Raw genomic sequence first — 22,716 nt, 5'->3', positions numbered from 1 at the left:
GCGCGTGGTCCGTCGCTAGCCGTGCCGCAATTCCTTGGCGACCGCCTCGACGACTTGATCCCACGCGCCCGGCCGCGGCTGACGCACCAGCGTCGCGCCCGGATACCACGGGCTGCGCGTGTCGCCGTCGAACCAGCGCCAGTCGGCGGCGAACGGCAGCATCAGCCACAGCGGCTTGCGCAGCGCGCCGGCGAGGTGCGCGATCGACGTGTCGATCGACACCACCGCGTCGAGCCGCTCGACGATCGCCGCGGTATCCGCAAAGTCGCCGATGCGTTGGTCGAAGCGATGGATCGCGGCCGCGCGCGGATGCGCATCGAGCGCGGAGCGTTCGTCGTCGGACAGGTCGGGCTGCAGCACGATCCAGTCGATGCCGTGGAGCGCGAACAGCGGCTCCAGCGCGGCGAGCGGCATCGTGCGGGTTTCGTTGCGCTGGATGCGCCCAGACCAGGCGAGCCCGATCTTGCGCTTCGCCTGACCGCCGAGCGAGCCGCGCCATTTGCGGCGATAGGCCGGCGGCACGCTCAGATAGGGCGTGCGTGCTTCGATCGTGTCGTAGCGCGTGCCGAGCGCGAGCGGCAGGCTCAGCAGCGGAATTTGCAGATCGGCGGCGGGACGCGGCTGGCCCTGCGCGATCAGCGAGACGCGCCATGCCTGCGCGACGGGCGCGAGCAGCGGCACCAGCTGCGGCTGCACTTCGAGCACGACGCGCGCGGCGCGTTGCGTGGCGAGCGGCACGAAGCGCACGAACTGCAGCGTGTCGCCGAAACCCTGTTCGGCATGGATCAGCAGCGTGCACTCGTCGATCGGCTCGCCGTGCCAGCGCGGCAGCGTCTGGATCGCCGGTTGCGCGACGGTTTGCAGCCGCCATTCGTATTCGGGCAGACCGCGCTCGAAGTCGCGCATCGCGAGCCACGCGAGCGCACGGTTCATATGCGCGGACGCGAGGTCGGGGCGCAGCCGCAACGCCTGATCGAGCGCGCGCACCGCGGCAGCGTGCGCGCCGAGCGCCTGGTGCGCGGTGCCGAGCGCGAGCCACGCGAGCGCGAATTGCGGATCGAGCCCGACCGCGCGCTCCAGATACGGCAACGCCTGTTCGGCCCGGCCGAGCGCCGCGAGTGCGTTGCCCATGCCGTAGATCGCGGGCGGCAGGTTCGGCTGCAGCCGCAGCGCCGCTTCGAATGACGCGACTGCCTGCGCATGTCGGCCGGTCGCATCGAACGTGTTCGCGAGGTTGAAGTGCGCGGCGACGAAGCGCGGCTCGGCAGCGAGCGCGGCCTCGAAGCAGGGCACCGCCTCGTGCGGCCGATCGAGCGCGTTCAGCGACATGCCCATGTTGTTCAGCGCGCCCGCGTGACCGGGGCGCAGTTCGAGCGCGCGCCGGAACGACGCGATCGCGTCCGCGTGACGCCCGAGCGCGTGCAGCGCATTGCCGAGATTGTTGTGCGACGACGCGTCGTCCGGCTGCAGGCGCAGCGAGCGTTCGAACGCATCGGCGGCGTCTTCGTGACGGCCCAGCGACGCGTAGGCGTTGCCGAGGTTGTAGTGCGCCATCGGGAACGTCGGTGCGAGCGTCAGCGCGTTGCGGAACTGCTCGATCGCGGCGTCGATCTGGCCGAGCGCCTTCAGCGCATTGCCGAGGTTCAGCTGCAGCGCCGCGTCTTCGGGGCGCAGGTCGACCGCGCGCCTCACGAGCGCCGCGGCTTCGGCGTGCTGGCCCTGCTGGTGGCGCAGCACGCCGAGCAGATGCAGCGCATCGACATGGCTGGGGTCGTGGTCGAGCGTGGCGCGGTAGCCGCGTTCGGCGTCGTCGAGGCGGCCGTCACGATGCGCCGCGAACGCGCGGTCAAATACAGGTTGCATGACGGGGAGGGCATTCGGATCAATCAGACTGGGCCGCATTTTCCCATACTTGCGCAAGGGGCCCCGATTTGCGCGGCTCGCGGGCGCCTCTGGAGCGACGGGGCGTCCCCTCCGCGATTGATGCAGCGCACCGCTGTGCGCGAGAGCGGCGGCGTACACTAGAACGCAATGTTGCCTCCGGAGTTCCGCATGGACGCTGCCGCCTACGACGCGTCGCCGGTGCTGATCGTCGGGGCCGGTCCCACCGGACTTGCCGCAGCGATGAGTCTCGCGCGTGCTCACATCCCCGTGCGTCTGATCGACAAGGCGCCGCAGCCGAACCCTTATTCGCGCGCGATCGGCATTCAGGCACGCACGCTCGAGCTGCTCGAGCAGCATCGGCTGATCGAGCCGTTTCTCGAACTCGGCCATCGCGCGCGCGTCGCGAATCTGTTTTCGAACGGCATGCGGCTTGCGCAGCTGGATTTTGACGCGCTGCACACGCGCTATCCCTATCTGCTGTTTCTCGACCAGTCGGTGACCGAGCGGCTTCTGACCGAGCATCTTGCGACGCTCGGCGTGAAGGTCGAGCGCGGCGTCGAACTGATGGCGTTCATGCAGGGCTCAGCGAGCATTCAGGCGACCTTGCGCCGCGCGGACGGCCGGACGGAAGGCATGCGCCCGTCATATATGATCGCGGCCGACGGCGCGCATAGTTCGATTCGCCATCGCCTCGGGCTGAATTTCGAGGGCAAGACCTTCGAGCAGACCTTCCTGCTCGCCGACCTGCACGCGGAAACCGACTGGCCCGACGACGAATTCCATATCTTCGCGTCGGGCGACGGTCTCGTCGCGCTGTTCCCGATGGGCCACGGCCGTCATCGACTGATCGCCGATCACGCGGTCGAGCCGTCCGGCAGCGCCGCGCCGCCGGCCACACCCGCAGCGCCGTCGCTAGAACAATGCAAGGCGCTGATCGCGCGGCGCGTGCGCGAGCGCGTCGACGTGTCGGATCTCGCGTGGTCGGCGTATTTCCACGTGAACAGCCGGATGGTCGATCGGCTGCGCGTAGGCCGCATCTTCCTCGCCGGCGATGCCGCGCATGTACACAGCCCCGCGGCCGCGCAAGGCATGAATACCGGCATCCAGGAAGCGCTCAATCTCGGCTGGAAGCTCGCGCGCGTGGTCGGCGGCGCGGCGCCGGATCGCCTGCTCGACACGTACCACGCCGAACGGCACCCGATCGAGCGCGAGGTGCTGCGCCAGACCGGGTTCATCACGCAGATGGCCGAGGCCGATCACGGTCCGCTGAAGCTGCTGCGCGAGCGCGTGATGCCGGTACTGGCCGCGCTCGGCCCGCTGCGCGATGCCGCGCGCGCGACGATCAGCGAGCTGTCGATCCAGTACCGGCGCAGTCCGCTCACGCTCGAACGCGTGCTCGACGGCGGCCCGCGCGCGGGCGAGCGCGCGCCGGATGCGCTTGTGCATGTTGTCGACGGTCCGCTCGGGCGCGCGCCGGGCGTCGGCTGCATTTTCGATCTGCACGATCCGGCGTTCTTCTCGCTGTTTCTGCTGGTGCCGCCGCTGCCCGTCGACGGCACGCCGCTCGATCCGGCTGCGAAGCATGCGGCGCCGCCGGACCCGGAGCTGGAAAAGCTCGCCGCCGAGGTCGAGCGGCTGCTGCCGAACGCGGTGCGGATCTGGCGCGTCACCGATACGACCGGCGACGGCGGCCCGGCGCTGTCCGAATCGTATGGGCGCACGCGGCCGTCGTTTTATCTGGTGCGGCCCGACGGCTATATCAGCGCGCGCGGACGCACCGGCTCGGACCTGCACGGTCTCGTACGGCACTGCGAGGCGTGGTTTGCGGTGGGGGGAGAGATCCACGAGCAGGCGACGCTGTGATCAGGGTCGCCTGTTGCGCGGCGCGGGCGCGGCAGCGGATCGCGCCGCCGCGCCACGGTGGGGTAGTTGAGGAAATGGCCTGAGCCTAAGCCGCCGACGCCTGGGCCGGCGTCAACTTCTCGCGATACCTGACGATCGCCTCGCGCGTGAAGTTCGTTAGCGCGATGTCATAGGTGTCCGGCGCTTCGTCGAGCGTTGCGAGCAGCGCGCGCCGCATGCGCGGCTCCCAGAAGCGGCGGATGTGTTCGGCGACGCCGCTCAGCGCTTCCTCGTGGTCGGGCATCGACTCGAAGAAGTCGCCGATCCGGTTCGCCATGTCGATCAGATTCCGATTGTCCATCGCTCGCCTCACTTGCCCGCGGTAACGGCCGCGGCCGAATCGGCCTGCTCGCGCCGCTTGAGCAGTTCGAGCTGTTCGCTACTGAAGCGCGAATAGTCCTTCTGCCATTGCGACGGCTGCTCGACCGGCATCACCTGCACCGCGGTCACCTTGTATTCGGGGCAGTTGGTCGCCCAGTCGGAGCTGTCGGTCGTGATCACGTTCGCGCCCGATTCGGGGAAGTGGAACGTCGTATAGACGACGCCCGGCTGCATCCGCTCCGTCACCTTCGCGCGCAACACGGTCTGCCCCGCGCGCGATTCGATGCCGACCCAGTCGCCGGTCTTGATCCCGCGTTCCTCCGCATCGTCCGGATGCAGTTCGAGCCGGTCTTCGTCATGCCAGAGCGAGTTGTCGGTGCGGCGCGTCTGCGCGCCGACGTTGTACTGCGTCAGGATGCGCCCGGTCGTCAGCAGCAGCGGATACTTGCGCGTGACCTTCTCCGGCGATGCGATGAACTTCGTGATCACGAACCTGCCCTTGCCGCGCACGAAGGTACCGACGTGCATCGTCGGCGTGCCGTCGGGCGCGTCCTCGTTGCACGGCCACTGGATGCTGCCCATTTCGTCGATCTTCTGGAACGACACGCCGTGGAAGGTCGGCGTGAGCCGTGCGATTTCGTCCATGATCTCGGACGGATGCGTGTAGTCCATCTCATAGCCGAGCGCGCGCGACAGCAGCTGCGTGACTTCCCAGTCCGCGTAACCGCCGAGCGGCGGCATCACCTTGCGCACGCGCGAGATGCGGCGCTCGGCGTTGGTGAACGTGCCGTCCTTTTCGAGGAACGACGAGCCCGGCAGCAGCACGTGGGCGTACTTGGCGGTCTCGTTCAGGAAGATGTCCTGCACCACGATGCATTCCATCGACGACAGCGCCGCCGCCACATGATGCGTGTTCGGGTCCGACTGCACGATGTCCTCGCCCTGGCAGTACAGGCCCTTGAAGGTGCCGTGCAGCGCGGCGTCGAACATGTTCGGAATGCGCAGGCCCGGTTCCGGTTGCAGCGTGACGTTCCAGGCGTTTTCGAACTGCGTGCGCACGAGCGGATCGCCGATGTGCCGATAGCCGGGCAGCTCGTGCGGGAACGAGCCCATGTCGCAAGAGCCCTGCACGTTGTTCTGGCCGCGCAGCGGATTCACGCCGACACCTTCGCGGCCGATGTTGCCGGTCGCCATCGCGAGGTTCGCGATGCCGATCACCATCGTCGAGCCTTGCGCGTGTTCGGTGACGCCCAGGCCGTAGTAGATCGCGGCGTTGCCGCCGGTCGCGTAAATGCGGGCGGCTTCGCGTACTTGTTGTGCGGGCACGCCGGTTGCCGCTTCGGTCGCTTCGGGCGAGTTCTCAGGCAGCGCGACGAAATCGCGCCACTGCTCGAACGCGCGCGTTTCGCAGCGCTCGGCGATGAACGCTTCGTCGAGCAGGCCTTCGGTGACGATCACATGCGCGAGCGCGTTGACGATCGCGACGTTGGTGCCGGGCCGCAATTGCAGATGGTGCGACGCCTTCACGTGCGGCGTATCGACGATGTCGATGCGGCGCGGATCGACGACGATCAGCTTCGCGCCCTCGCGCACGCGGCGCTTCAGCCGCGAGCCGAACACCGGGTGGCCGTCGGTCGGATTTGCGCCGATCACCATGATCACGTCGGCCTTATCGACCGATGCGAACGTCTGCGTGCCGGCCGATTCGCCGATCGTCGTCTTCAGGCCGTAGCCGGTCGGCGAATGGCAGACGCGCGCGCAGGTGTCGACGTTGTTGTTGCCGAATGCGGCGCGCACGAGCTTCTGCACGAGGTACGTTTCTTCGTTCGTGCAGCGCGACGACGTGATGCCGCCGATCGAATCGCGCCCATGCTTCGCCTGGATACGGCGGAACTCCGATGCCGCGTAGGAGATTGCTTCGTCCCAGCTGACTTCGCGCCACGGGTCGGTGATCTTCGCGCGGATCATCGGCTTGGTGATGCGGTCCTTGTGCGTCGCGTAGCCCCACGCGAAGCGGCCCTTCACGCACGCATGGCCTTCGTTGGCCTGGCCGTTCTTGTGCGGCACCATCCGCACGACCTGGTTGCCTTTCATCTCGGCCTTGAACGAGCAGCCGACGCCGCAATACGCGCAGGTGGTGACGACCGAGTGCTCAGGCTGGCCGAGCATCACGACGGTCTTTTCCTGAAGGGTCGCGGTCGGGCACGCGGCCACGCACGCGCCGCACGACACGCACTCCGATTCCATGAACGGCTGGTTCTCGCTCGCCGCGACGCGCGATTCGAAGCCGCGTCCGGTGATCGTCAGCGCGAACGTGCCCTGGGTTTCCTCGCACGCGCGCACGCAGCGATTGCAGACGATGCACTTCGACGGGTCGTACGTGAAGTACGGATTCGATTCGTCCTTCTTGTCCTTCAGGTGATTCTCGCCGTCGAAGCCGTAGCGCACTTCGCGCAGGCCGGTCACGCCCGCCATGTCCTGCAGTTCGCAGTCGCCGTTGGCGGGGCAGGTCAGGCAATCGAGCGGATGGTCGGAGATGTACAGTTCCATCACGTTGCGACGCAGCGTCTGCAGACGGTCGGTCTGCGTGCGCACCTTCATGCCGGCTTCGACCGGCGTCGTGCACGAGGCCGGATAGCCGCGCCGTCCTTCGATTTCGACCAGACACAGACGGCATGAGCCGAACGGCTCGAGCGAATCGGTCGCGCACAGCTTCGGCACGTTGACGCCGGCTTCGGCCGCCGCGCGCATCACCGACGTGCCGGCGGGTACGGTCACCGCCTGGCCGTCGATTTCGAGCGTCACGTCGACGTCCGAGTGACGGGCGGGGGTGCCGTAGTCGGTGTCGTCGGCGAATGGGTTGGCGGCGCGTGCCATGGCTTGCGACTTGCACGCGCAGTTGCCTGAGCCGCAGCCGCCCCCCTCGGGGAGTTCCTTCAGGGAGCGGGAGTTGAACTGATCGGACATAGTGAACTCCTGGTGTCAGGCCGCGGCCGCTTTGGTGGCGTGGTCGGCAGTGGGATCGGCGGCGAGACCGAAGTCTTCTGGGAAATGATCGAGCGCGGACAGCACCGGGAACGGCGTCATGCCGCCCATCGCGCACAGCGAACCGGACACCATCGTGTCGCACAGATCGCGCAGCAATTGCACCTGACGCGTCGACGTATCGCCGTTACGGATCCGCGCGATCACCTCGACGCCGCGCGTCGAGCCGATGCGGCACGGTGTGCATTTGCCGCACGATTCGAGCGCGCAGAAGTGCATCGCGTATTGCGCGAGCTCGGCAAGGTTCGACGTGTCGTCATGCACGACGAGACCGCCGTGGCCGATCACCGCGCCGACTGCCGCGTACGCTTCGTAGTCCATCGGGATGTCCCACTGGCTTTCCGGCAAATAGGTGCCGAGCGGACCGCCGACCTGCACCGCGCGCGCCGGCCGGCCACTCGCGGTGCCGCCGCCGAAGTCGTCGAGCAGTTGGCGCAATGTCACGCCGAACGCGAGTTCGACGAGGCCGCCTCGCTTGATGTTGCCGGCCAGTTGGAACGGCAGTGTGCCGCGCGAGCGGCCCATGCCGAAGTCCTTATAGAACGCCGCGCCGCGCGCGAAGATGATCGGCACCGTGGCGAGCGTGATCACGTTGTTGATCACGGTGGGCTGGCCGTAGAGACCCACGAGGGCGGGCACCGGTGGCTTCGCGCGGACGATGCCGCGCTTGCCTTCGAGCGATTCCAGCATCGCGGTTTCTTCGCCGCACACATACGAGCCCGCGCCTTTCGCAACGAACAGCTCGAAGCGCTGCCCGCTCGAAAGCACGCTGTCGCCGAGCCAGCCGGCTGTGCGCGCGCGGGCGATGGCCGCTTCGAGCGTCGCGATCGAGTGCGGGTATTCGCTGCGCACGTAGATATAGCCGACGGTCGCGCCAGTCACGACACCCGCGATGATCATGCCTTCGATCAGCACGTACGGATCGCTTTCCATCACCAGACGATCGGAGAAGGTGCCCGAGTCGCCTTCGTCGGCATTGCAGACGACGTACTTCTGCGCAGCCTTTGCGCCGCGCACCGTGCGCCACTTGATGCCGGCCGGGAAGGCCGCGCCGCCGCGGCCGCGCAGGCCGGATTGGATCAACTCTTCGCAGGCGGCATCGCCGTCGGTTTGCAGCGCGTTGCGTAGGCCTTCGAGGCCGCCGTGCGCGACGTAGTCGTCGATGGACAGCGGGTCGGTGATGCCGATCCGCGCGAAGGTCAGGCGCTGCTGCTTCTTCAGATACGGGATCTCGTCGACCACGCCGACGCGTCGCGCATGCTCGCCGCCATCGACGAAGCCCGCGTCGAACAACGCAGCGACGTCTTCCACGTCGACATTCGCATAGCCGATGCGGCCTTCGGGCGTCGCGACTTCGACCAGCGGTTCGAGCCACAGCAACCCGCGCGAACCGTTGCGGATCAGTTCGATCGCGATGCCGCGGCGCGCGGCTTCGCTGGCGATGGCTTCGGCCAGCGCATCAGCGCCGAGCGCGAGCGCCGACGAATCTCGCGGAACATAGATGCGCGTCATGCCGGCACCTCCACGCGTTTGCTGGCTGCGGCGAGCAGCGCGTCGAATTTCTGTGGCGTAACGCGTGCGTGCAGCGTGCCGTTGAGCATCATCGCCGGCGACAGCGCGCATTGGCCGAGGCAGTACACCGATTCGAGCTCTACCGTTGCGCCATCATGGTGACCGGCGTCGAAGCGGCAACCCGTGTGCGCCTCGATGTGCTGGGCGAGCGCCTCGGTGCCCATGCTGCGGCATGCTTCGGCGCGGCACAGCTGTACCGTGACGGGCGCGGCCGGCGTGGTGCGAAAGTGATGGTAGTAGGTGATGACGCCGTGCACTTCCGCGCGCGACAGGTTCAACGCGCGGGCGAGCGGTCCGACTGCGGCGGGTGGCACAAAGCCGAGTTCGTCCTGGATCGCATGCAGGATCGTCATCAGTGTGCGGCCCGGTTGCGCGTGTCGTTGCACGAGCTGATCCGGCGCCGTGGCGAGAGAATCGTCCAAAGTGGGGGCTCCTCCAAAGCGATATATGCACTTGTTATTCATAATACGTGCACGTATGCTTCGCTTATTCGATGTGGTATAGCCGAAAGATAGGCGGGCCAACCGGCGCGCGCAATAGGAAACAGTCAAACATATATGGTCAGGATCGAATGTCAGGTCGAGCTGGTCGTGAAGGGTGCGGACGGCCGCGAGGCCAGCCTGTCTGACGTGGTGCCGTTACTCGCGCTTGTCGATGAATCTGGCAGCATTGCCCAGGCCGCGGCGCTTAAGGGTTTGTCCTACCGGCACGCGTGGGGTTTGCTGCGCAGCATCGAGGAGCGGCTTGGCGGTCCGCTGATCGCAAAAGAGCGTGGGCGCGGCTCGGTTTTGTCCGACCTCGGACACGCGGTGCTGCGTGGACAACGGCTCTGCGGTGAGCGGCTCGACGGCAATCTGCAGGCGCTCGCGAGCGAAGTGGCGAGCGATCTGAACCGCTGGCTCGCGCCCCCCACCGATAACGTGCGCATCCACGCGTCGCACGGTTATGCGGTGGCCGCGCTCGTGACGGCACTGGTCGCCAACGATCTGCCGGTCGAGATCAAGTACCGCGACGGCGCCGACGCGGTCAGCGCGCTCGCGCGCGGCGAGTGCGATCTGGCGGGCTTTCACCTGCCGCTCGGCGAGTTTCGCGCGGTGTGCGCCGATACCTACCGGCGCTGGCTCGATCCGCAACGCCACGTGCTCGTGCATCTGACCCGGCGCAAGCAAGGACTCTTCATCGGCAAGGGCAACCCCAAGGGAATCGGCGGGCTCGGCGATCTGGCGCGCGACGACATCCGTTTCGTCAACCGCCAGCCGGGCTCGGGTACGCGGATGCTGCTCGATCTTTCGTTGCGACAGATCGGGGTGGACCCGGACCGCGTGAACGGCTATGCGTCGACCGAGCTGACGCACTCCGCGATCGCGGCGTTCGTCGCGAGCGGCATGGCCGACATAGGCTTCGGCGTGCAGCCCGCCGCGCATCATTTCGGGCTCGACTTCATTCCGATCGTCGACGAGGACTATTACTTCGCATGCGACCGCGCGCACCTGTCACGCGCACCGCTCGCGACGGTGATCAATCTGTTGCGCGGCAGCGCGTTTCACCATCGTGTCGAGCAGCTCGCCGGCTACGATCCGTGCGACTGCGGCAGGCTCGTCGATCTGGACGAGGGACTCGGCGGCGCGCTAGCTTAATGGTGGGCGTAAGAGCCCGTAATCAGAAACGCGATGGCGCTCGGCGCCCGCTGCTGCGCGGCAAGCCGGTTTCGGCTACTCTCTTGGCTTCGTATCCGCTCTAACCCCGCGGCAAGCCGCGCCGAACCAACATGAAAGCTCTTTTCCACGCATGTGCCGCCGCTGTCGCGGCTGGTGTGCTCTGTGCCACCGTCTCCGTCGCTTACGCGCAAAACTCGCCTGGCGTGCCGGGCGGCATCCTGAACGATGAATTCCGCCTCAACGAGCATCCGCAGATGCCGTTCGCCGCGTCCGCGCCGTCGGACAAGTATCAGCACGGCAAACGATCGGCAGCGCGCAAGCGCGGTGACATGGGCGATCCAAATGGCTGCAATCTGCAGTGCCCGAAGGACGAATGAGGATCGGCTCGGGCTTCGCTCGAGCTTCGAGGTTTGACACAGCGCCGGCCCTTGGGCCGGCGTTGTGCTTTGTGGCGGATGCGATGGTCGCGCAGTTGCCGGGCGGACCGGATTGTTATGGCCTGGCGATGTGCCAGATGTCCTTGAAACCGTCCCCCTTTACATCGCCTGCCTGCTTGTCAGCCGAGTAGTGATACAGCGGATGGCCCTTGTACGCCCATTGCTGCTTGCCGTCCGCGCTCGGGATTAGTAACCAGTCGCCCGACGGCTTGTCGGTCGGCGTCGCGGTGGCCGCCGGCCAGTTGCTCATGCAGCCGCCGGTGCAGGCGCTGACGCCATGGGTGGTGTCCTTGTCGAACGTGTAGAGCGTCATGCCGTCGGCAGTGACGAAGCGGCCGTCGGACAGTTTTGGCGGGTCGGCGAGGGCGCTGGCGTGCAGCACGGCGAGTCCGAGCGGGGCAAGCAATGCGATGGTCTTGCACATGACGCGGGCTCCTGTTCTGGCGACGCGGTTGACGGGCGACGACGCGCCTCGCGCTACGAGTATAGGCAGCGGCTGTGGATCTGCCGGGTCCTGTTGTGGGTCGCGCACGGTGCCTAAAATAAAAAACCCCGGCAGCGTCAAGCTACCGGGGTTTTTCGGGGCCGTTCGTTGCGAACGTGCCCTTGTGTTTGGTGGAGGCGGCGGGAATCGAACCCGCGTCCAGAAGTCCTCTACGACCAGTTCTACATGTTTAGTTCTGTCTTTTGATTTAACCGCAGCGACGCGGACGAACACGCTGCGCTACGGCGATTCACTAGATTTTCGACCCGAACGTCGTGACGCCGCCAAGGCTTAACTGACGTATATGACCTCTGTCGGTATTGCTACCGGTCTTGCGACACTAGCCCGTCAGTGAACTAGGCAGAGGACGGCGGCCCTTAGGCTGCCAGTGCGAACGTATCGTCGTTTGCAGTTACGTTTTTCCCATTGATTAACGAGGTGACGGGTCCTCGACATGCCCTAGCCGCTTCGCAACCCCTGTCGAAACCAGGTCGCCCCCGCGGTTCGTTGCTCACATATATGAGCCAAACGGGATTTTACAATAGATCGACGGCACGCGTCGCACGCATTGGGTGGCAGGACTTTCTCAGCCAATGTCGCGCAGCAGCGTCTGCAACTCGGCCGTCGACTCCACCACGTGTTGCGCATGCCACCGTGTCGGCGGAATGTCATTGCCGCAATAGCCGTAAGCCGCGGCGACGGTCTTCATGCCGGCGGCAAAACCGGCCTGCACGTCGCGCAGATCGTCGCCGATATAGACGACGCGCTCCGGCGCGATGTCCAGCTCACGCGCCGCGTGCAGCAGCGGCGCGGGGTGCGGTTTCGAATGCGGAGTCGTGTCGCCGCTCACCACGCAGCCGGCGCGCTCCTCGAGCCCGAGTTGCGCGACGAGGGGCTCGGTGAGCCGCGCGACCTTGTTCGTGACGATGCCCCAGCGCACGCCGCGCGCGTCGAGTTCATCGAGCACTTCCGCGATGCCCGGAAAGAGCGTCGTCTCGATGCACAGGTCCGCTTCGTAGTTCGCGAGAAACTCCTCGCGCATCGATGCGAATTCGTGATGATCGGGCCCGATGCCAAACGCGCCGCAGATCAGTCCGCGCGCCCCGGCCGAAGCGAGCGGGCGCAGCTTCTCGAGCGGCACCATCTCGAGTCCCCGGTCGTGGCGCATCTTGTTGACGGCGGCCGCGAGGTCGGGCGCCGTGTCGGCAAGCGTGCCGTCGAGGTCGAAAAGCACGGCGAGGCAAAAGCCGAGCGTGTCGTCGTTGTCTTCGCGTTGCGGCAGGGGAGTCGGGTCGCTCATTGTTCGTTTCGGATACGGCGGATCGGGGCGGTTCTGGCAGGTCAGGCGTCGCGGCGACAGGCGAGCATATAGTTGACGCTCGTGTCGGACGACAGCGCGAAGTGCTTGCTGAGCGGGTTGTACACGATGCCCTTGATGTCGGCCGTACGCAGATCGGCGGCGCGCACGAAGCCGGCGAGTTCCGACGGGCGGATGAAGCGCGCGTAGTCGTGCGTGCCCTTCGGCAGCATGCGCGCGATGTATTCGGCGCCGATCACCGCGAACAGGTACGACTTCACGTTGCGGTTCAGTGTGGAGAAAAACACCCAGCCGCCCGGCTTCACGAGATTCTTGCAGGCCTCGACGATCGCGGCCGGCTTGGGGACGTGCTCGAGCATTTCCATGCAGGTGACCACGTCATAGGTGCCCGGTTCGCGCGCGGCCAGTGCCTCGGCGGCGATTTCTTCGTAATCGACGGTTACACCGCTTTCAAGACTGTGAAGATCGGCGACGCCGAGCGCCTGAGTCGACAGGTCGATGCCCTTCACATGCGCGCCCAAGCCTGCCATCGATTCCGACAGGATGCCGCCGCCGCAACCGATATCGAGCACCTTTTTGCCGGCGAGATGCGCGTGCGCGTCGATCCAGCGCAGGCGAATCGGATTCAGTTCGTGCAGTGGTTTGAATTCGGCGTTCGGGTCCCACCAACGATGCGCGAGGTCGCTGAATTTCTGTAGTTCGTGGGGATCGGCGTTGGTCATGGCGAAGGCTGCCTCGATGAAAGCGGTGAGCGGACGCTCGAGGATAAACTCTGAGTATATAGGGCAAGAGAAAGAGCGGCAAAAGCGCACCAGCGAGCGGCTGCCAATTCGAGCTTCGAGCCGCTCGTAGCGGAGCGGGGTGTTCCTCCGTCGCGCATCAGACCACGTCGCGGCACCCGCACATAAAAAAAGCCCCGCCGAAGCGGGGCTTTCGATACTGCGGTAATTTCCAGCTTACTGCTTCGGCGTACCGACAACTTCGACTTCCACGCGGCGGTCCGGTGCGAGGCAGGCGATGAGTTGCTTGCGGTTCTTCTGGTTGCAACCGGTGGTAACCGGGTTGCGGCGGCCCTTGCCTTCCGTGTAGATACGGTTGGCTTCGACGCCCTTGCTGACCAGGAAGGCCTTCACAGCTTGAGCACGACGCAGCGACAGACGGTCGTTGTAAGCGTCCGAACCGATGCGGTCGGTGTGGCCCGTAGCGACGACGACTTCGAGGTTGATGCCCTGGATCTTCGATGCGAGTTCGCTCAGACGTTCCTTGCCAGCCGGCTTCAGGATTGCCTTGTCGAAGTCGAACAGCGCATCAGCTTGATACGTAATCTTTTCGCTGGAGATAGCCGGGGCCGGAGCGACCGGTGCCGGTGGGGTCGGAGCCTGAGCAACCAGAGCGCCGTCGCACTTGGCGTTAGCCGTTGCGGGCGTCCAGAATGCATCGCGCCAGCAAAGCTCGTTCGTGCCGTTCATCCACACGTATTCGCCAGTACCATTCACCCAGTTGTCGTTGGTAGCTTGTCGCGACGCCGGCACCGACTGCGCCATGGCGGATGCAGCCATAACTGCGGTAGCTGCAATGAACGCGAGCTTTGAAAGTTTATTCATATTTCTCCTCTCGAAATTGAGATTACCGCAGGTTTACTGCGAGCCTGTTGACGGATGACCAGTCATACATTGCTCGAAGTATAACATTGGTGCGGAACAAAAACCGGCTGTGTAGACTTCGAGCAGTGTCTGACTCTTTGTGCGTTGGCATTTTGCCATATCGTTCCCTTCCGACGAAAAAAAAATCTGCCCCCATTCAAATCCCCCTCCAATTGTGGTGCATGAGCAACAAATGTTTTCGTCTGAGCGGTCCGCGGGCTCTGGCTAAGCGGCGAATTGGCCCCACGCAGGAATCGAGCCTGGTGAGCTCGAAATTGTGCGATCGGCGAGGTGTTGGCGGGTGCCCCTCTAATATGTATACGTACCTGCGTCGGGCGCGGATGCGTGGCATGTTAGAATCGCGTGATGCGTTGCGCCTGCAATGCTTACGCGAAGTTGCGGCGAACCCCCGCTTTCGCACGTAAAAGATACGGATAATGGATCAATTCGCCAAAGAGACTCTGCCAATCTCCCTTGAGGAGGAAATGCGCCGTTCGTATCTCGATTACGCGATGAGCGTGATCGTAGGGCGAGCGCTTCCCGATGTCCGCGATGGCCTGAAGCCGGTGCACCGGCGCGTGCTGTACGCGATGCACGAACTGAACAACGACTGGAACCGCGCCTATAAGAAGTCGGCGCGTATCGTCGGCGACGTCATCGGTAAATACCATCCGCACGGCGACACTGCCGTCTACGACACGATCGTACGGATGGCGCAAGACTTCTCGCTGCGCTACATGCTCGTCGACGGCCAGGGGAACTTCGGTTCGGTCGACGGCGACAACGCCGCGGCGATGCGTTACACCGAAATCCGCATGGCGAAGATCGGCCACGAGCTGCTGGCCGACATCGACAAGGAAACGGTCGACTTCGTGCCGAACTACGACGGCAGCGAAAACGAGCCGGCCATCCTGCCTGCGCGCATCCCTAATCTGCTGATCAATGGCTCGTCCGGCATCGCGGTCGGCATGGCGACCAACATCCCGCCGCACAACCTCAACGAAGTCGTCGACGCGTGTCAGCATCTGCTGAAAAACCCGGAAGCGACGATCGACGAGCTGATCGAGATCATCCCCGCACCCGACTTCCCGACCGCCGGCATCATCTACGGCGTGGCCGGCGTGCGCGACGGCTATCGCACCGGTCGCGGCCGCGTCGTGATGCGCGCGCTGACGCACTTCGAGGAAATCGACCGCGGGCAGCGCATGGCGATCATCGTCGACGAATTGCCGTATCAGGTGAACAAGCGCTCGCTGCTCGAGCGTATCGCCGAACTCGTCAACGAGAAGAAGCTCGAAGGCATCTCCGACATCCGCGACGAATCCGACAAGAGCGGCATGCGTGTCGTGATCGAGCTCAAGCGCGGCGAAGTGCCCGAGGTCGTGCTGAACAATCTGTACAAGGCGACCCAGCTTCAGGACACGTTCGGCATGAACATGGTCGCGCTCGTCGACGGTCAGCCGAAGCTCCTGAACCTGAAGGAAATGCTGACGTGCTTCCTGTCGCATCGCCGGGAAGTGCTGACGCGGCGCACCGTCTACGAACTGCGCAAGGCGCGCGAACGTGGCCACGTGCTCGAAGGTCTTGCGGTTGCGCTCGCGAACATCGACGAATTCATCGCGCTCATCAAGGCCGCGCCGACGCCGCCTATCGCCAAGCAGGAACTGATGTCGCGCTCGTGGGATTCGTCGCTCGTGCGCGAAATGCTGTCGCGCGCCGAGGCGGATAACGCGTCGGCGGGCGGTCGCGAAGCATATCGTCCGGAGGGGCTGAACCCTTCGTTCGGCATGCAGGCCGACGGCCTCTACCGCTTGTCCGATACCCAGGCGCAGGAAATCCTGCAGATGCGTCTGCAGCGCCTGACCGGTCTCGAGCAGGACAAGATCATTGGCGAATACCGCGATGTGATGGCGCAGATCGCTGACCTGCTGGACATTCTGGCTCGCCCGGAACGCATTTCGGCGATCATCGTCGACGAACTCACGTCGATCAAGGCCGAATTCGGCGATGCGCGTCGCTCGAAGATCGAGTTGAACGCGACCGAACTGAACACCGAAGACCTGATCACGCCGCAGGAAATGGTCGTGACGATGTCGCACGCGGGCTACGTGAAATCGCAGCCGCTGTCCGAATATCGGGCGCAGAAGCGCGGTGGTCGTGGCAAGCAGGCCACTTCCATGAAGGAAGACGATTGGATCGACACGCTGTTCATCGCCAATACGCACGACCACATCCTGTGCTTCTCGAATCGCGGCCGTGTGTACTGGGTCAAGGTCTACGAGGTGCCGCAGGGCTCGCGCAATTCGCGCGGCCGGCCGATCGTCAATATGTTCCCGCTGCAGGAAGGCGAAAAGATTACGGTCGTGCTGCCGGTCAAGGAGTTCTCGGCCGACAAGTTCGTATTCATGGCGACCGCGCTAGGAACGGTAAAGAAGACGCCGCTCGAGGCATTCAGCCGGCCGCTGCGCAAAGGTATTATTGCGGTCGGTCTCGATGAGGGTGATTACCTGATCGGCGCCGCGATCACCGATGGCCAGCACGACGTAATGCTGTTCTCTGATTCGGGCAAGGCAGTCCGCTTCGACGAAAACGACGTGCGTCCGATGGGTCGCGAGGCGCGCGGCGTGCGCGGCATGCAGCTCGAGGACGGCCAGAACGTGATCGCGTTGCTGGTGGCCGGCGACGAGCAGCAGTCGGTGCTCACCGCAACCGAGAACGGCTTCGGCAAGCGCACCCCGATCACCGAGTACACGCGTCACGGCCGCGGCACGAAGGGCATGATCGCGATCCAGACGTCTGAGCGCAATGGCAGGGTCGTTGCCGCGACGCTCGTGGACTCGGAAGCGCAGATCATGCTCATTACCACGACGGGCGTGCTGATCCGCACGCGCGTGTCGGAAATTCGTGAAATGGGACGCGCAACGCAAGGTGTTACACTCATCAGCCTTGACGAAGGGACCAAGCTGTCCGGTCTGCAACAGGTAGCTGAGGCCGAGGGCGAGTCGGAAAGCGATTCCGACGGCTCCGCTGAAGGTGATAACGGCGGTGAGGGCGGCGGCGCGGCTTGATCCTTGCCAGCGGCTTTCAGTCTCAGTTAATACGTTGAAGCTACGCTCCGGGTCAACGCGTATCGGGCCGGTACGCTTTCCCGTGCGGCGTGCGGTTCAAGTTAATTTCTCTTAGGGAGTAATGATGCAAAAACGATTCAAACAACTGATGTTGCTGGCTGCCATCGTGCCGACCTTCGCCATGGCTCAAGCGCTGCAGAACCAGGCGCCCGCAGCTCCGGCTGCCGCAGCAGCACCGGTTGATCCGGCCAAGCAAGCTGCCATCAAGGACCTGCTCGACGCCATCGACGCGCAGAAGCTGGTTGGCGCAATCGGCAACAGCGCGCAGATGCAGGCCAAGCAGCTCGTTCCGGCAATCCTGTCGGACGCGCTGACCGAGAACAAGACGATGACGGACAAGCAGAAGCAGGCCGCCGTGCCGACGCTGCAGAAGAACGCGGTGCCGAAGCTGGTGGACGCGGCAGGTCAGGTCTTCGCAACCGACGGTTTCCGTCAGGACGCGATGCAAGCTCAGTACGATGCGTACGCGAAGTACTACAGCGTGTCGGAAATCAAGGACCTGACCACGTTCTACAAGAGCCCGACCGGCCGCAAATTCATCCAGGTGCAAGACCAGGTTGGCCGCGACGTCGTGAACGGTCTGATGCAGAAGTACATGCCGGAATCGATCAAGGCAACGCGTGACCAGGCCGACAAGGAAGTCGCATCGGTCAAGCCGGCGGCCAAGTAAGTTCCGCTCGCAGGCCGCGCTAATCAGCCGGCCTGTCGCCGCGCCCGCTGGGCCACCCGGCGTGGCGGGTTGGCGGCGACAATGCGATAATGGTCGTTTGCGCACTGGCGCAGACGGCCATTTTCTTTTTCGGCGAGCCATTTCGCAGTTCTTTTCGCCGATTCCCGCGCGACTTCGTTACTTCGCGCGCGCTTCCAGGACCTCACATGCGCGTTTTTAATTTCTCCGCCGGCCCGGCGGCCATGCCCGAAGAAGTGCTGCGCCAGGCAGCCGACGAGATGCTGAACTGGCAAGGCAGTGGTATGAGCGTGATGGAAATGAGCCATCGCGGCAAGGAATTCATGTCGATCCACGAAGCAGCGCTGACCGATCTGCGCGACTTGCTTCACGTGCCGGCAAGCCACCGGATCCTGTTCCTGCAGGGCGGCGGGCTCGGCGAGAACGCGATCGTGCCGATGAACCTGCTCGGCTCGAAACCGCGGGCGGATTTCGTCGTCACCGGCTCGTGGTCGCAGAAGTCGTTCAAGGAAGCGGAAAAATACGGCAGCGTGCATCTGGCCGCAACCGGCAAGACGGCCGAGGGCTATACCCGCGCGCCGGCGCGTGAGGAATGGCAACTGTCGGACGATCCGGCCTACGTGCACCTGTGCACGAACGAGACCATTCATGGAGTCGAAACCTTCGAGATTCCCGACCTCGGCGATATTCCGCTCGTGGCGGACGCGTCGTCGCATATCCTGTCGCGCCCAATGGACATCGCCAAATACGGCGTGCTGTTCGGCGGCGCGCAGAAGAACATCGGCATGGCGGGCGTGACGGTCGTGATCGTGCGTGAGGACATGCTCGATCGCGCGATGCCGATTTGCCCATCGGCGTTCGAATGGAAGACCGTCGCCGAGAACAACTCGATGTACAACACGCCGCCCACCTATGCGATCTATATCGCCGGGCTCGTGTTCAAGTGGTTGAAGAAGCAGGGCGGCCTCCAGGCGATGGAGGCGCGCAACCTCGAAAAATCGAAGCTGCTATACGACACGATCGACTCGAGCAGCTTCTATCTGAACAAGGTCGAACGTGGCTCGCGCTCGCGGATGAACGTACCGTTCTTCCTCGCCGACGAGTCGCGCAACGAAGATTTCCTGTCCGGCGCGAAAGCGCGGGGATTGGTGCAGCTAAAGGGCCACAAGTCCGTCGGCGGCATGCGGGCGTCGATTTATAACGCCGTCCCGCTCGAAGGCGTCAAAGCGCTTGTCGAATACATGAAGGAATTCGAACAGCGCAGCGCCTGAGTCACACTGACTGGCAGGCGTGCGCATCTTTTCCAGCAGTCACCCGGCAGAGCCGTTTTACGCATGGACGACGAACTGAATACACGACTCAAACCTCTGCGCGATCGCATCGACGCGCTCGACGCGCAGCTGATCGCGCTCCTGAACCAGCGCGCGGCGGTCGCGCTCGAAGTGGGCGAGGTCAAGAAGCATTTCAACGCTCCGGTGTTCCGGCCCGAGCGCGAGATGCAGGTGATCGCGCGCCTGCAGGAAATGAGCGCCGGGCCGCTCGCCGACGAGCACATCAGCGCGATCTGGCGCGAGATCATGGCCGCGAGCCGCGCGCTAGAAAAGAGCATCAAGGCCGCGTACCTCGGGCCGGTCGGCACCTATAGCGAACAGGCGATGCACGAGTACTTCGGTCAGTCGATCGAAGGGTTGCCGTGCCCCTCGATCGATGAAGTATTCCGCTCGGTCGAGGCGGGCGCCGCCGACTACGGCGTCGTGCCGGTCGAGAACTCGACCGAAGGCGCGGTGTCGCGCACGCTGGATCTGCTGCTGCAAACCCAGCTGACCATCGGCGGCGAACTCGCATTGCCGATCCATCACAACCTGCTCACGCAAAACGGGCTCGCTGGCGTCACGCGCGTATGCGCGCATGCGCAGGCGCTCGCGCAGTGCCAGCGCTGGCTGTCCACCAATGCGCCGCATCTCGAGCGCCAGGCGGTGTCGAGTAATGCGGAAGCTGCACGGATGGCGGCCGAAGATCCGGCTGTCGCGGCCATCGCCGGCGATCGCGCCGCGATCCACTACGGCCTGCAGGTCACCAACGCGCTGATCCAGGATGATCCGCACAACCGCACGCGCTTCGTAATGATTGGCAAGGAGCCGACCGGTCCGAGCGGCTACGACCAGACCTCGCTGATCGTGTCGGTCGCGAACGAACCGGGCGCGATGGTCAAGCTGCTCGAGCCGCTCGCTCGCCACGGCGTGTCGATGACGCGTTTCGAATCGCGTCCGGCGCGCGTCGGAACGTGGGAGTACTACTTCTATATCGATGTCGAAGGCCATCGCGACGATCCGGCTGTGGCTGCCGCGCTCGCCGGTCTCGGCGAGAAGGCCGCGTTCCTGAAAATACTCGGCTCGTATCCGCGCGCCCGCTAAGGGCTGGCAGCGCAGTCCGGGCGGCGCCGCGTGCGTTGCCCGAAAGCAGGTTTCACTATCCATCGTCGTTCGGAGATTTTCATGACAGCGTCTTTCGGCCCTTCCTATGTGCGCGCGATCGCGCCGTACATCGCCGGCAAGCCGATTTCGGAAGTGGCCCGCGAGTTCGGTCTCGACGAGGCGAGCATCGTGAAGCTGGCATCGAACGAGAATCCGCTCGGCATGCCGGAATCCGCGCAGCACGCGATGGCGCAGGCGATCGCCGATCTCGGCCGCTATCCGGACTCGAACGGTTTCGAGCTGAAGGCGGCGCTCGCCGCGCGCTACGGCGTGCCGGCTGAGTGGATCACCCTCGGCAACGGCAGCAACGACATCCTCGAACTGGCCGCGCACGCGTTCGTCGAAAAGGGCCAGGCGGTCGTGTTCTCGCAGTATTCGTTCGCGGTCTATGCGCTCGCGACGCAAGGCGTCGGCGCGCGCGCGATCGTCGTGCCGGCGCTGCACTATGGTCACGACCTCGACGCGATGCTCGCCGCAATCGACGACGACACGCGTCTCGTGTTCGTCGCGAATCCGAACAATCCGACCGGCACGTTCGTCGACGGCCCGACGCTTGAGGCGTTTCTCGACAAGGTACCGCGCCACGTGGTCGTCGTGCTCGACGAGGCGTACACCGAGTATCTGTCGGCGGACAAGCGCTACGACTCCATCGACTGGGTGCGCCGCTATCCGAACCTGCTGGTTTCGCGTACGTTCTCGAAGGCGTTCGGGCTTGCGGGCTTGCGCATCGGCTTCGCGATCGCGCAGCCCGGGTTGACCGATTTGCTGAATCGACTGCGTCAACCGTTTAACGTCAATACGCTCGCGCAAGCCGCGGCGATTGCGGCACTGAACGACAGCGCGTTCCTGCAGAAAAGCGCGGCGCTGAACGCCCAGGGCTATACGCTTCTGACGGAGGCGTTCGACAAGCTCGGCCTCGAATACGTGCCGTCCGAAGGCAATTTCGTGCTCGTGCGCGTTGGCAGCGACGACAAAGCCGGTGCCCGGGTGAACCTTGCGCTGCTGAAGCAGGCCGTGATCGTGCGACCGGTCGACAACTACGGCTTGCCGCAGTGGCTGCGCATCACGATCGGCTTGCCGGAGGAAAACGCAGCGTTCCTCGCGGCGCTCGAGAAGACGCTTGCCGAGGCTGACGCAGCGTAAGCCTTGATTCTTGATCCCGCGCGTCGACCGTCAGGAGCGGCGCGCTTAATGTCCGTATTGTGTGAGCGACGTGGCCGCGTTTTCTTTTAACAAGCTGGTGATTTTCGGTGTCGGCCTGATCGGCGGATCGCTCGCGCGCGCGTTGCGTGAACGCGGCGAGGCTGGCGGGGCGCGCACGGTGGTTGGGGTCGGACGGTCGTCGGCTTCGAGCGAAAAGGCGTTGGCGCTCGGGGTGATCGACGGTGCCGCGGCACTCACCGACGACGCCGCGCTGCGCGACGCCCTCGCGGGCGCGGACTTCGTGCTGCTCGCGGCGCCGGTCGCGCAGACCCAGCCGCTGCTCGAGCGCATCGCGCCGCATCTCGACGCCAACACGATCGTCACCGATGCGGGCAGCACCAAATCCGACGTGGTCGCCGCCGCCCGCGCGGCGCTCGGCGCGCGGATAGGCCAGTTCGTGCCGGGCCATCCGATCGCCGGTCGCGAGTCGAGCGGCGTCGATGCGGCGTTGCCCGATCTGTACGTGAACCGCAACGTCGTGCTGTGCCCGCTGCCGGAGAACACGCCGGACACGGTCGAGCGCGTCGCGGCGATGTGGCGCGCCACTGGCGCCTTGGTGCGGGACATGACGCCGCAGCAGCACGATCGCGTGTTCGCGTCGGTCAGTCATTTACCGCACGTGCTGTCGTTCGCGCTCGTCGAGCAGATCCTCAATTCGCCCGACGCTGCGTTGAAGTTCTCGTTCGCGGCGGGCGGTTTTCGCGACTTCACGCGCATCGCTGCGTCGAGTCCGGAGATGTGGCGCGACGTCTGCGTCGCCAATCGCGTAGCGCTGCTCGATGAGCTCGACGCGTACACCGCGGTGCTCGCGCGCCTGCGCACGGCGATCGAAGCCGGCGACGGCGCCGCGCTCGAAGCCGTGTTCGCGCGCTCGCGCGTCGCACGCAGTCAGTGGCAGGAGCAGCGCGCGGCTGGCGTGGCCAGCGGCGACGCGTCGAAATAACCGGAAACTGGACACA

Annotated in this window: 18 protein-coding genes and 1 other RNA gene; 9 read left to right on the top strand and 10 right to left on the bottom strand. The window is 64.9% G+C overall.

The window, feature by feature from the left end:
• Positions 1-15 precede the first annotated feature (15 nt).
• A complete protein-coding gene (locus AB3X89_RS31725; RefSeq protein WP_368586793.1) occupies positions 16-1,863 on the bottom strand; it encodes a tetratricopeptide repeat protein in 1,848 nt (615 codons plus the stop codon).
• A 189-nt stretch (positions 1,864-2,052) separates the two neighbouring features.
• Here AB3X89_RS31725 and AB3X89_RS31720 point away from each other — a divergent pair, with 189 nt between their 5' ends.
• On the top strand, positions 2,053-3,747 hold the full coding sequence (locus AB3X89_RS31720; protein WP_368586792.1) for an FAD-dependent monooxygenase: 1,695 nt from the start codon (positions 2,053-2,055) through the stop codon (positions 3,745-3,747).
• Positions 3,748-3,832: 85 nt separating this feature from the next.
• Here AB3X89_RS31720 and AB3X89_RS31715 read toward each other — a convergent pair whose 3' ends face one another.
• Genes AB3X89_RS31715 through AB3X89_RS31700 form a run of 4 tightly spaced genes read right to left on the bottom strand, consistent with a single transcriptional unit; the run spans position 3,833 to position 9,146 of the window.
• Positions 3,833-4,087 carry a formate dehydrogenase subunit delta gene (locus AB3X89_RS31715; RefSeq protein ID WP_368586791.1) on the bottom strand — a complete coding sequence of 85 codons (255 nt, stop codon included), beginning with the start codon at positions 4,085-4,087 and terminating at the stop codon, positions 3,833-3,835.
• 8 nt (positions 4,088-4,095) lie between these two features.
• Positions 4,096-7,074, bottom strand: a complete 2,979-nt coding sequence (gene fdhF / locus AB3X89_RS31710; protein ID WP_368586790.1) for a formate dehydrogenase subunit alpha — start codon at positions 7,072-7,074, stop codon at positions 4,096-4,098.
• 15 nt (positions 7,075-7,089) lie between these two features.
• Positions 7,090-8,664: a formate dehydrogenase beta subunit gene (locus tag AB3X89_RS31705; protein ID WP_368586789.1), complete on the bottom strand. Its 1,575-nt coding sequence runs from the start codon at positions 8,662-8,664 to the stop codon at positions 7,090-7,092.
• Entirely contained in the window at positions 8,661-9,146 is a 486-nt protein-coding gene (locus AB3X89_RS31700) for an NAD(P)H-dependent oxidoreductase subunit E (protein ID WP_368586788.1), read from the bottom strand. The genes AB3X89_RS31705 and AB3X89_RS31700 overlap by 4 nt, the downstream gene beginning before the upstream one ends.
• Before the next feature lie 135 nt (positions 9,147-9,281).
• On the opposite strand from AB3X89_RS31700, the gene AB3X89_RS31695 reads away from it, so the two are divergent.
• Positions 9,282-10,361 (top strand): substrate-binding domain-containing protein, encoded by a 1,080-nt coding sequence (locus AB3X89_RS31695; protein WP_368586787.1) that lies wholly within the window; start codon positions 9,282-9,284, stop codon positions 10,359-10,361.
• A gap of 131 nt (positions 10,362-10,492) precedes the next feature.
• Entirely contained in the window at positions 10,493-10,759 is a 267-nt protein-coding gene (locus AB3X89_RS31690) for a hypothetical protein (protein WP_368586786.1), read from the top strand.
• Between the two features lie 115 nt (positions 10,760-10,874).
• Here the strand turns inward: AB3X89_RS31690 and AB3X89_RS31685 are convergent, their stop codons facing one another.
• From AB3X89_RS31685 to ompA, 5 genes are all read right to left on the bottom strand, one after another.
• A complete protein-coding gene (locus AB3X89_RS31685; protein WP_368586785.1) occupies positions 10,875-11,243 on the bottom strand; it encodes a hypothetical protein in 369 nt (122 codons plus the stop codon).
• A gap of 189 nt (positions 11,244-11,432) precedes the next feature.
• Positions 11,433-11,802: a transfer-messenger RNA gene (gene ssrA / locus AB3X89_RS31680) on the bottom strand.
• A gap of 87 nt (positions 11,803-11,889) precedes the next feature.
• Positions 11,890-12,603 carry a phosphoglycolate phosphatase gene (gph, locus tag AB3X89_RS31675; RefSeq protein WP_184011034.1) on the bottom strand — a complete coding sequence of 238 codons (714 nt, stop codon included), beginning with the start codon at positions 12,601-12,603 and terminating at the stop codon, positions 11,890-11,892.
• Positions 12,604-12,644: 41 nt separating this feature from the next.
• Complete coding sequence (ubiG, locus tag AB3X89_RS31670; protein ID WP_368586784.1) at positions 12,645-13,343, bottom strand: bifunctional 2-polyprenyl-6-hydroxyphenol methylase/3-demethylubiquinol 3-O-methyltransferase UbiG; 699 nt, start codon at positions 13,341-13,343, stop codon at positions 12,645-12,647.
• 234 nt (positions 13,344-13,577) lie between these two features.
• Positions 13,578-14,225 carry an outer membrane protein OmpA gene (gene ompA / locus AB3X89_RS31665; RefSeq protein ID WP_026228725.1) on the bottom strand — a complete coding sequence of 216 codons (648 nt, stop codon included), beginning with the start codon at positions 14,223-14,225 and terminating at the stop codon, positions 13,578-13,580.
• Between the two features lie 476 nt (positions 14,226-14,701).
• Here ompA and gyrA point away from each other — a divergent pair, with 476 nt between their 5' ends.
• From gyrA to AB3X89_RS31635, 6 genes are all read left to right on the top strand, one after another.
• Positions 14,702-17,332: a DNA gyrase subunit A gene (gene gyrA / locus AB3X89_RS31660; RefSeq protein WP_368586783.1), complete on the top strand. Its 2,631-nt coding sequence runs from the start codon at positions 14,702-14,704 to the stop codon at positions 17,330-17,332.
• Between the two features lie 124 nt (positions 17,333-17,456).
• A complete protein-coding gene (locus tag AB3X89_RS31655) occupies positions 17,457-18,062 on the top strand; it encodes a DUF2059 domain-containing protein (RefSeq protein WP_176105377.1) in 606 nt (201 codons plus the stop codon).
• Positions 18,063-18,268: 206 nt separating this feature from the next.
• Complete coding sequence (gene serC, locus AB3X89_RS31650) at positions 18,269-19,351, top strand: 3-phosphoserine/phosphohydroxythreonine transaminase (RefSeq protein ID WP_368586782.1); 1,083 nt, start codon at positions 18,269-18,271, stop codon at positions 19,349-19,351.
• A 63-nt stretch (positions 19,352-19,414) separates the two neighbouring features.
• Positions 19,415-20,494, top strand: coding sequence for a prephenate dehydratase (gene pheA / locus AB3X89_RS31645; protein WP_368586781.1), 1,080 nt, complete (start codon positions 19,415-19,417; stop codon positions 20,492-20,494).
• Between the two features lie 81 nt (positions 20,495-20,575).
• The gene (gene hisC, locus AB3X89_RS31640) at positions 20,576-21,697 is read left to right on the top strand and encodes a histidinol-phosphate transaminase (RefSeq protein WP_368586780.1); all 1,122 of its coding nucleotides are present in this window, start codon (positions 20,576-20,578) and stop codon (positions 21,695-21,697) included.
• Positions 21,698-21,758: 61 nt separating this feature from the next.
• Complete coding sequence (locus AB3X89_RS31635) at positions 21,759-22,700, top strand: prephenate dehydrogenase (protein ID WP_368586779.1); 942 nt, start codon at positions 21,759-21,761, stop codon at positions 22,698-22,700.
• Positions 22,701-22,716 lie beyond the last annotated feature (16 nt).

This window comes from Paraburkholderia sp. BR14320, from assembly GCF_040948665.1.
GTDB lineage: Bacteria > Pseudomonadota > Gammaproteobacteria > Burkholderiales > Burkholderiaceae > Paraburkholderia > Paraburkholderia youngii.
The sequence above is the reverse complement of the archived record's forward strand: the minus strand, read 5'-3'. Positions and strand labels throughout refer to the sequence as shown.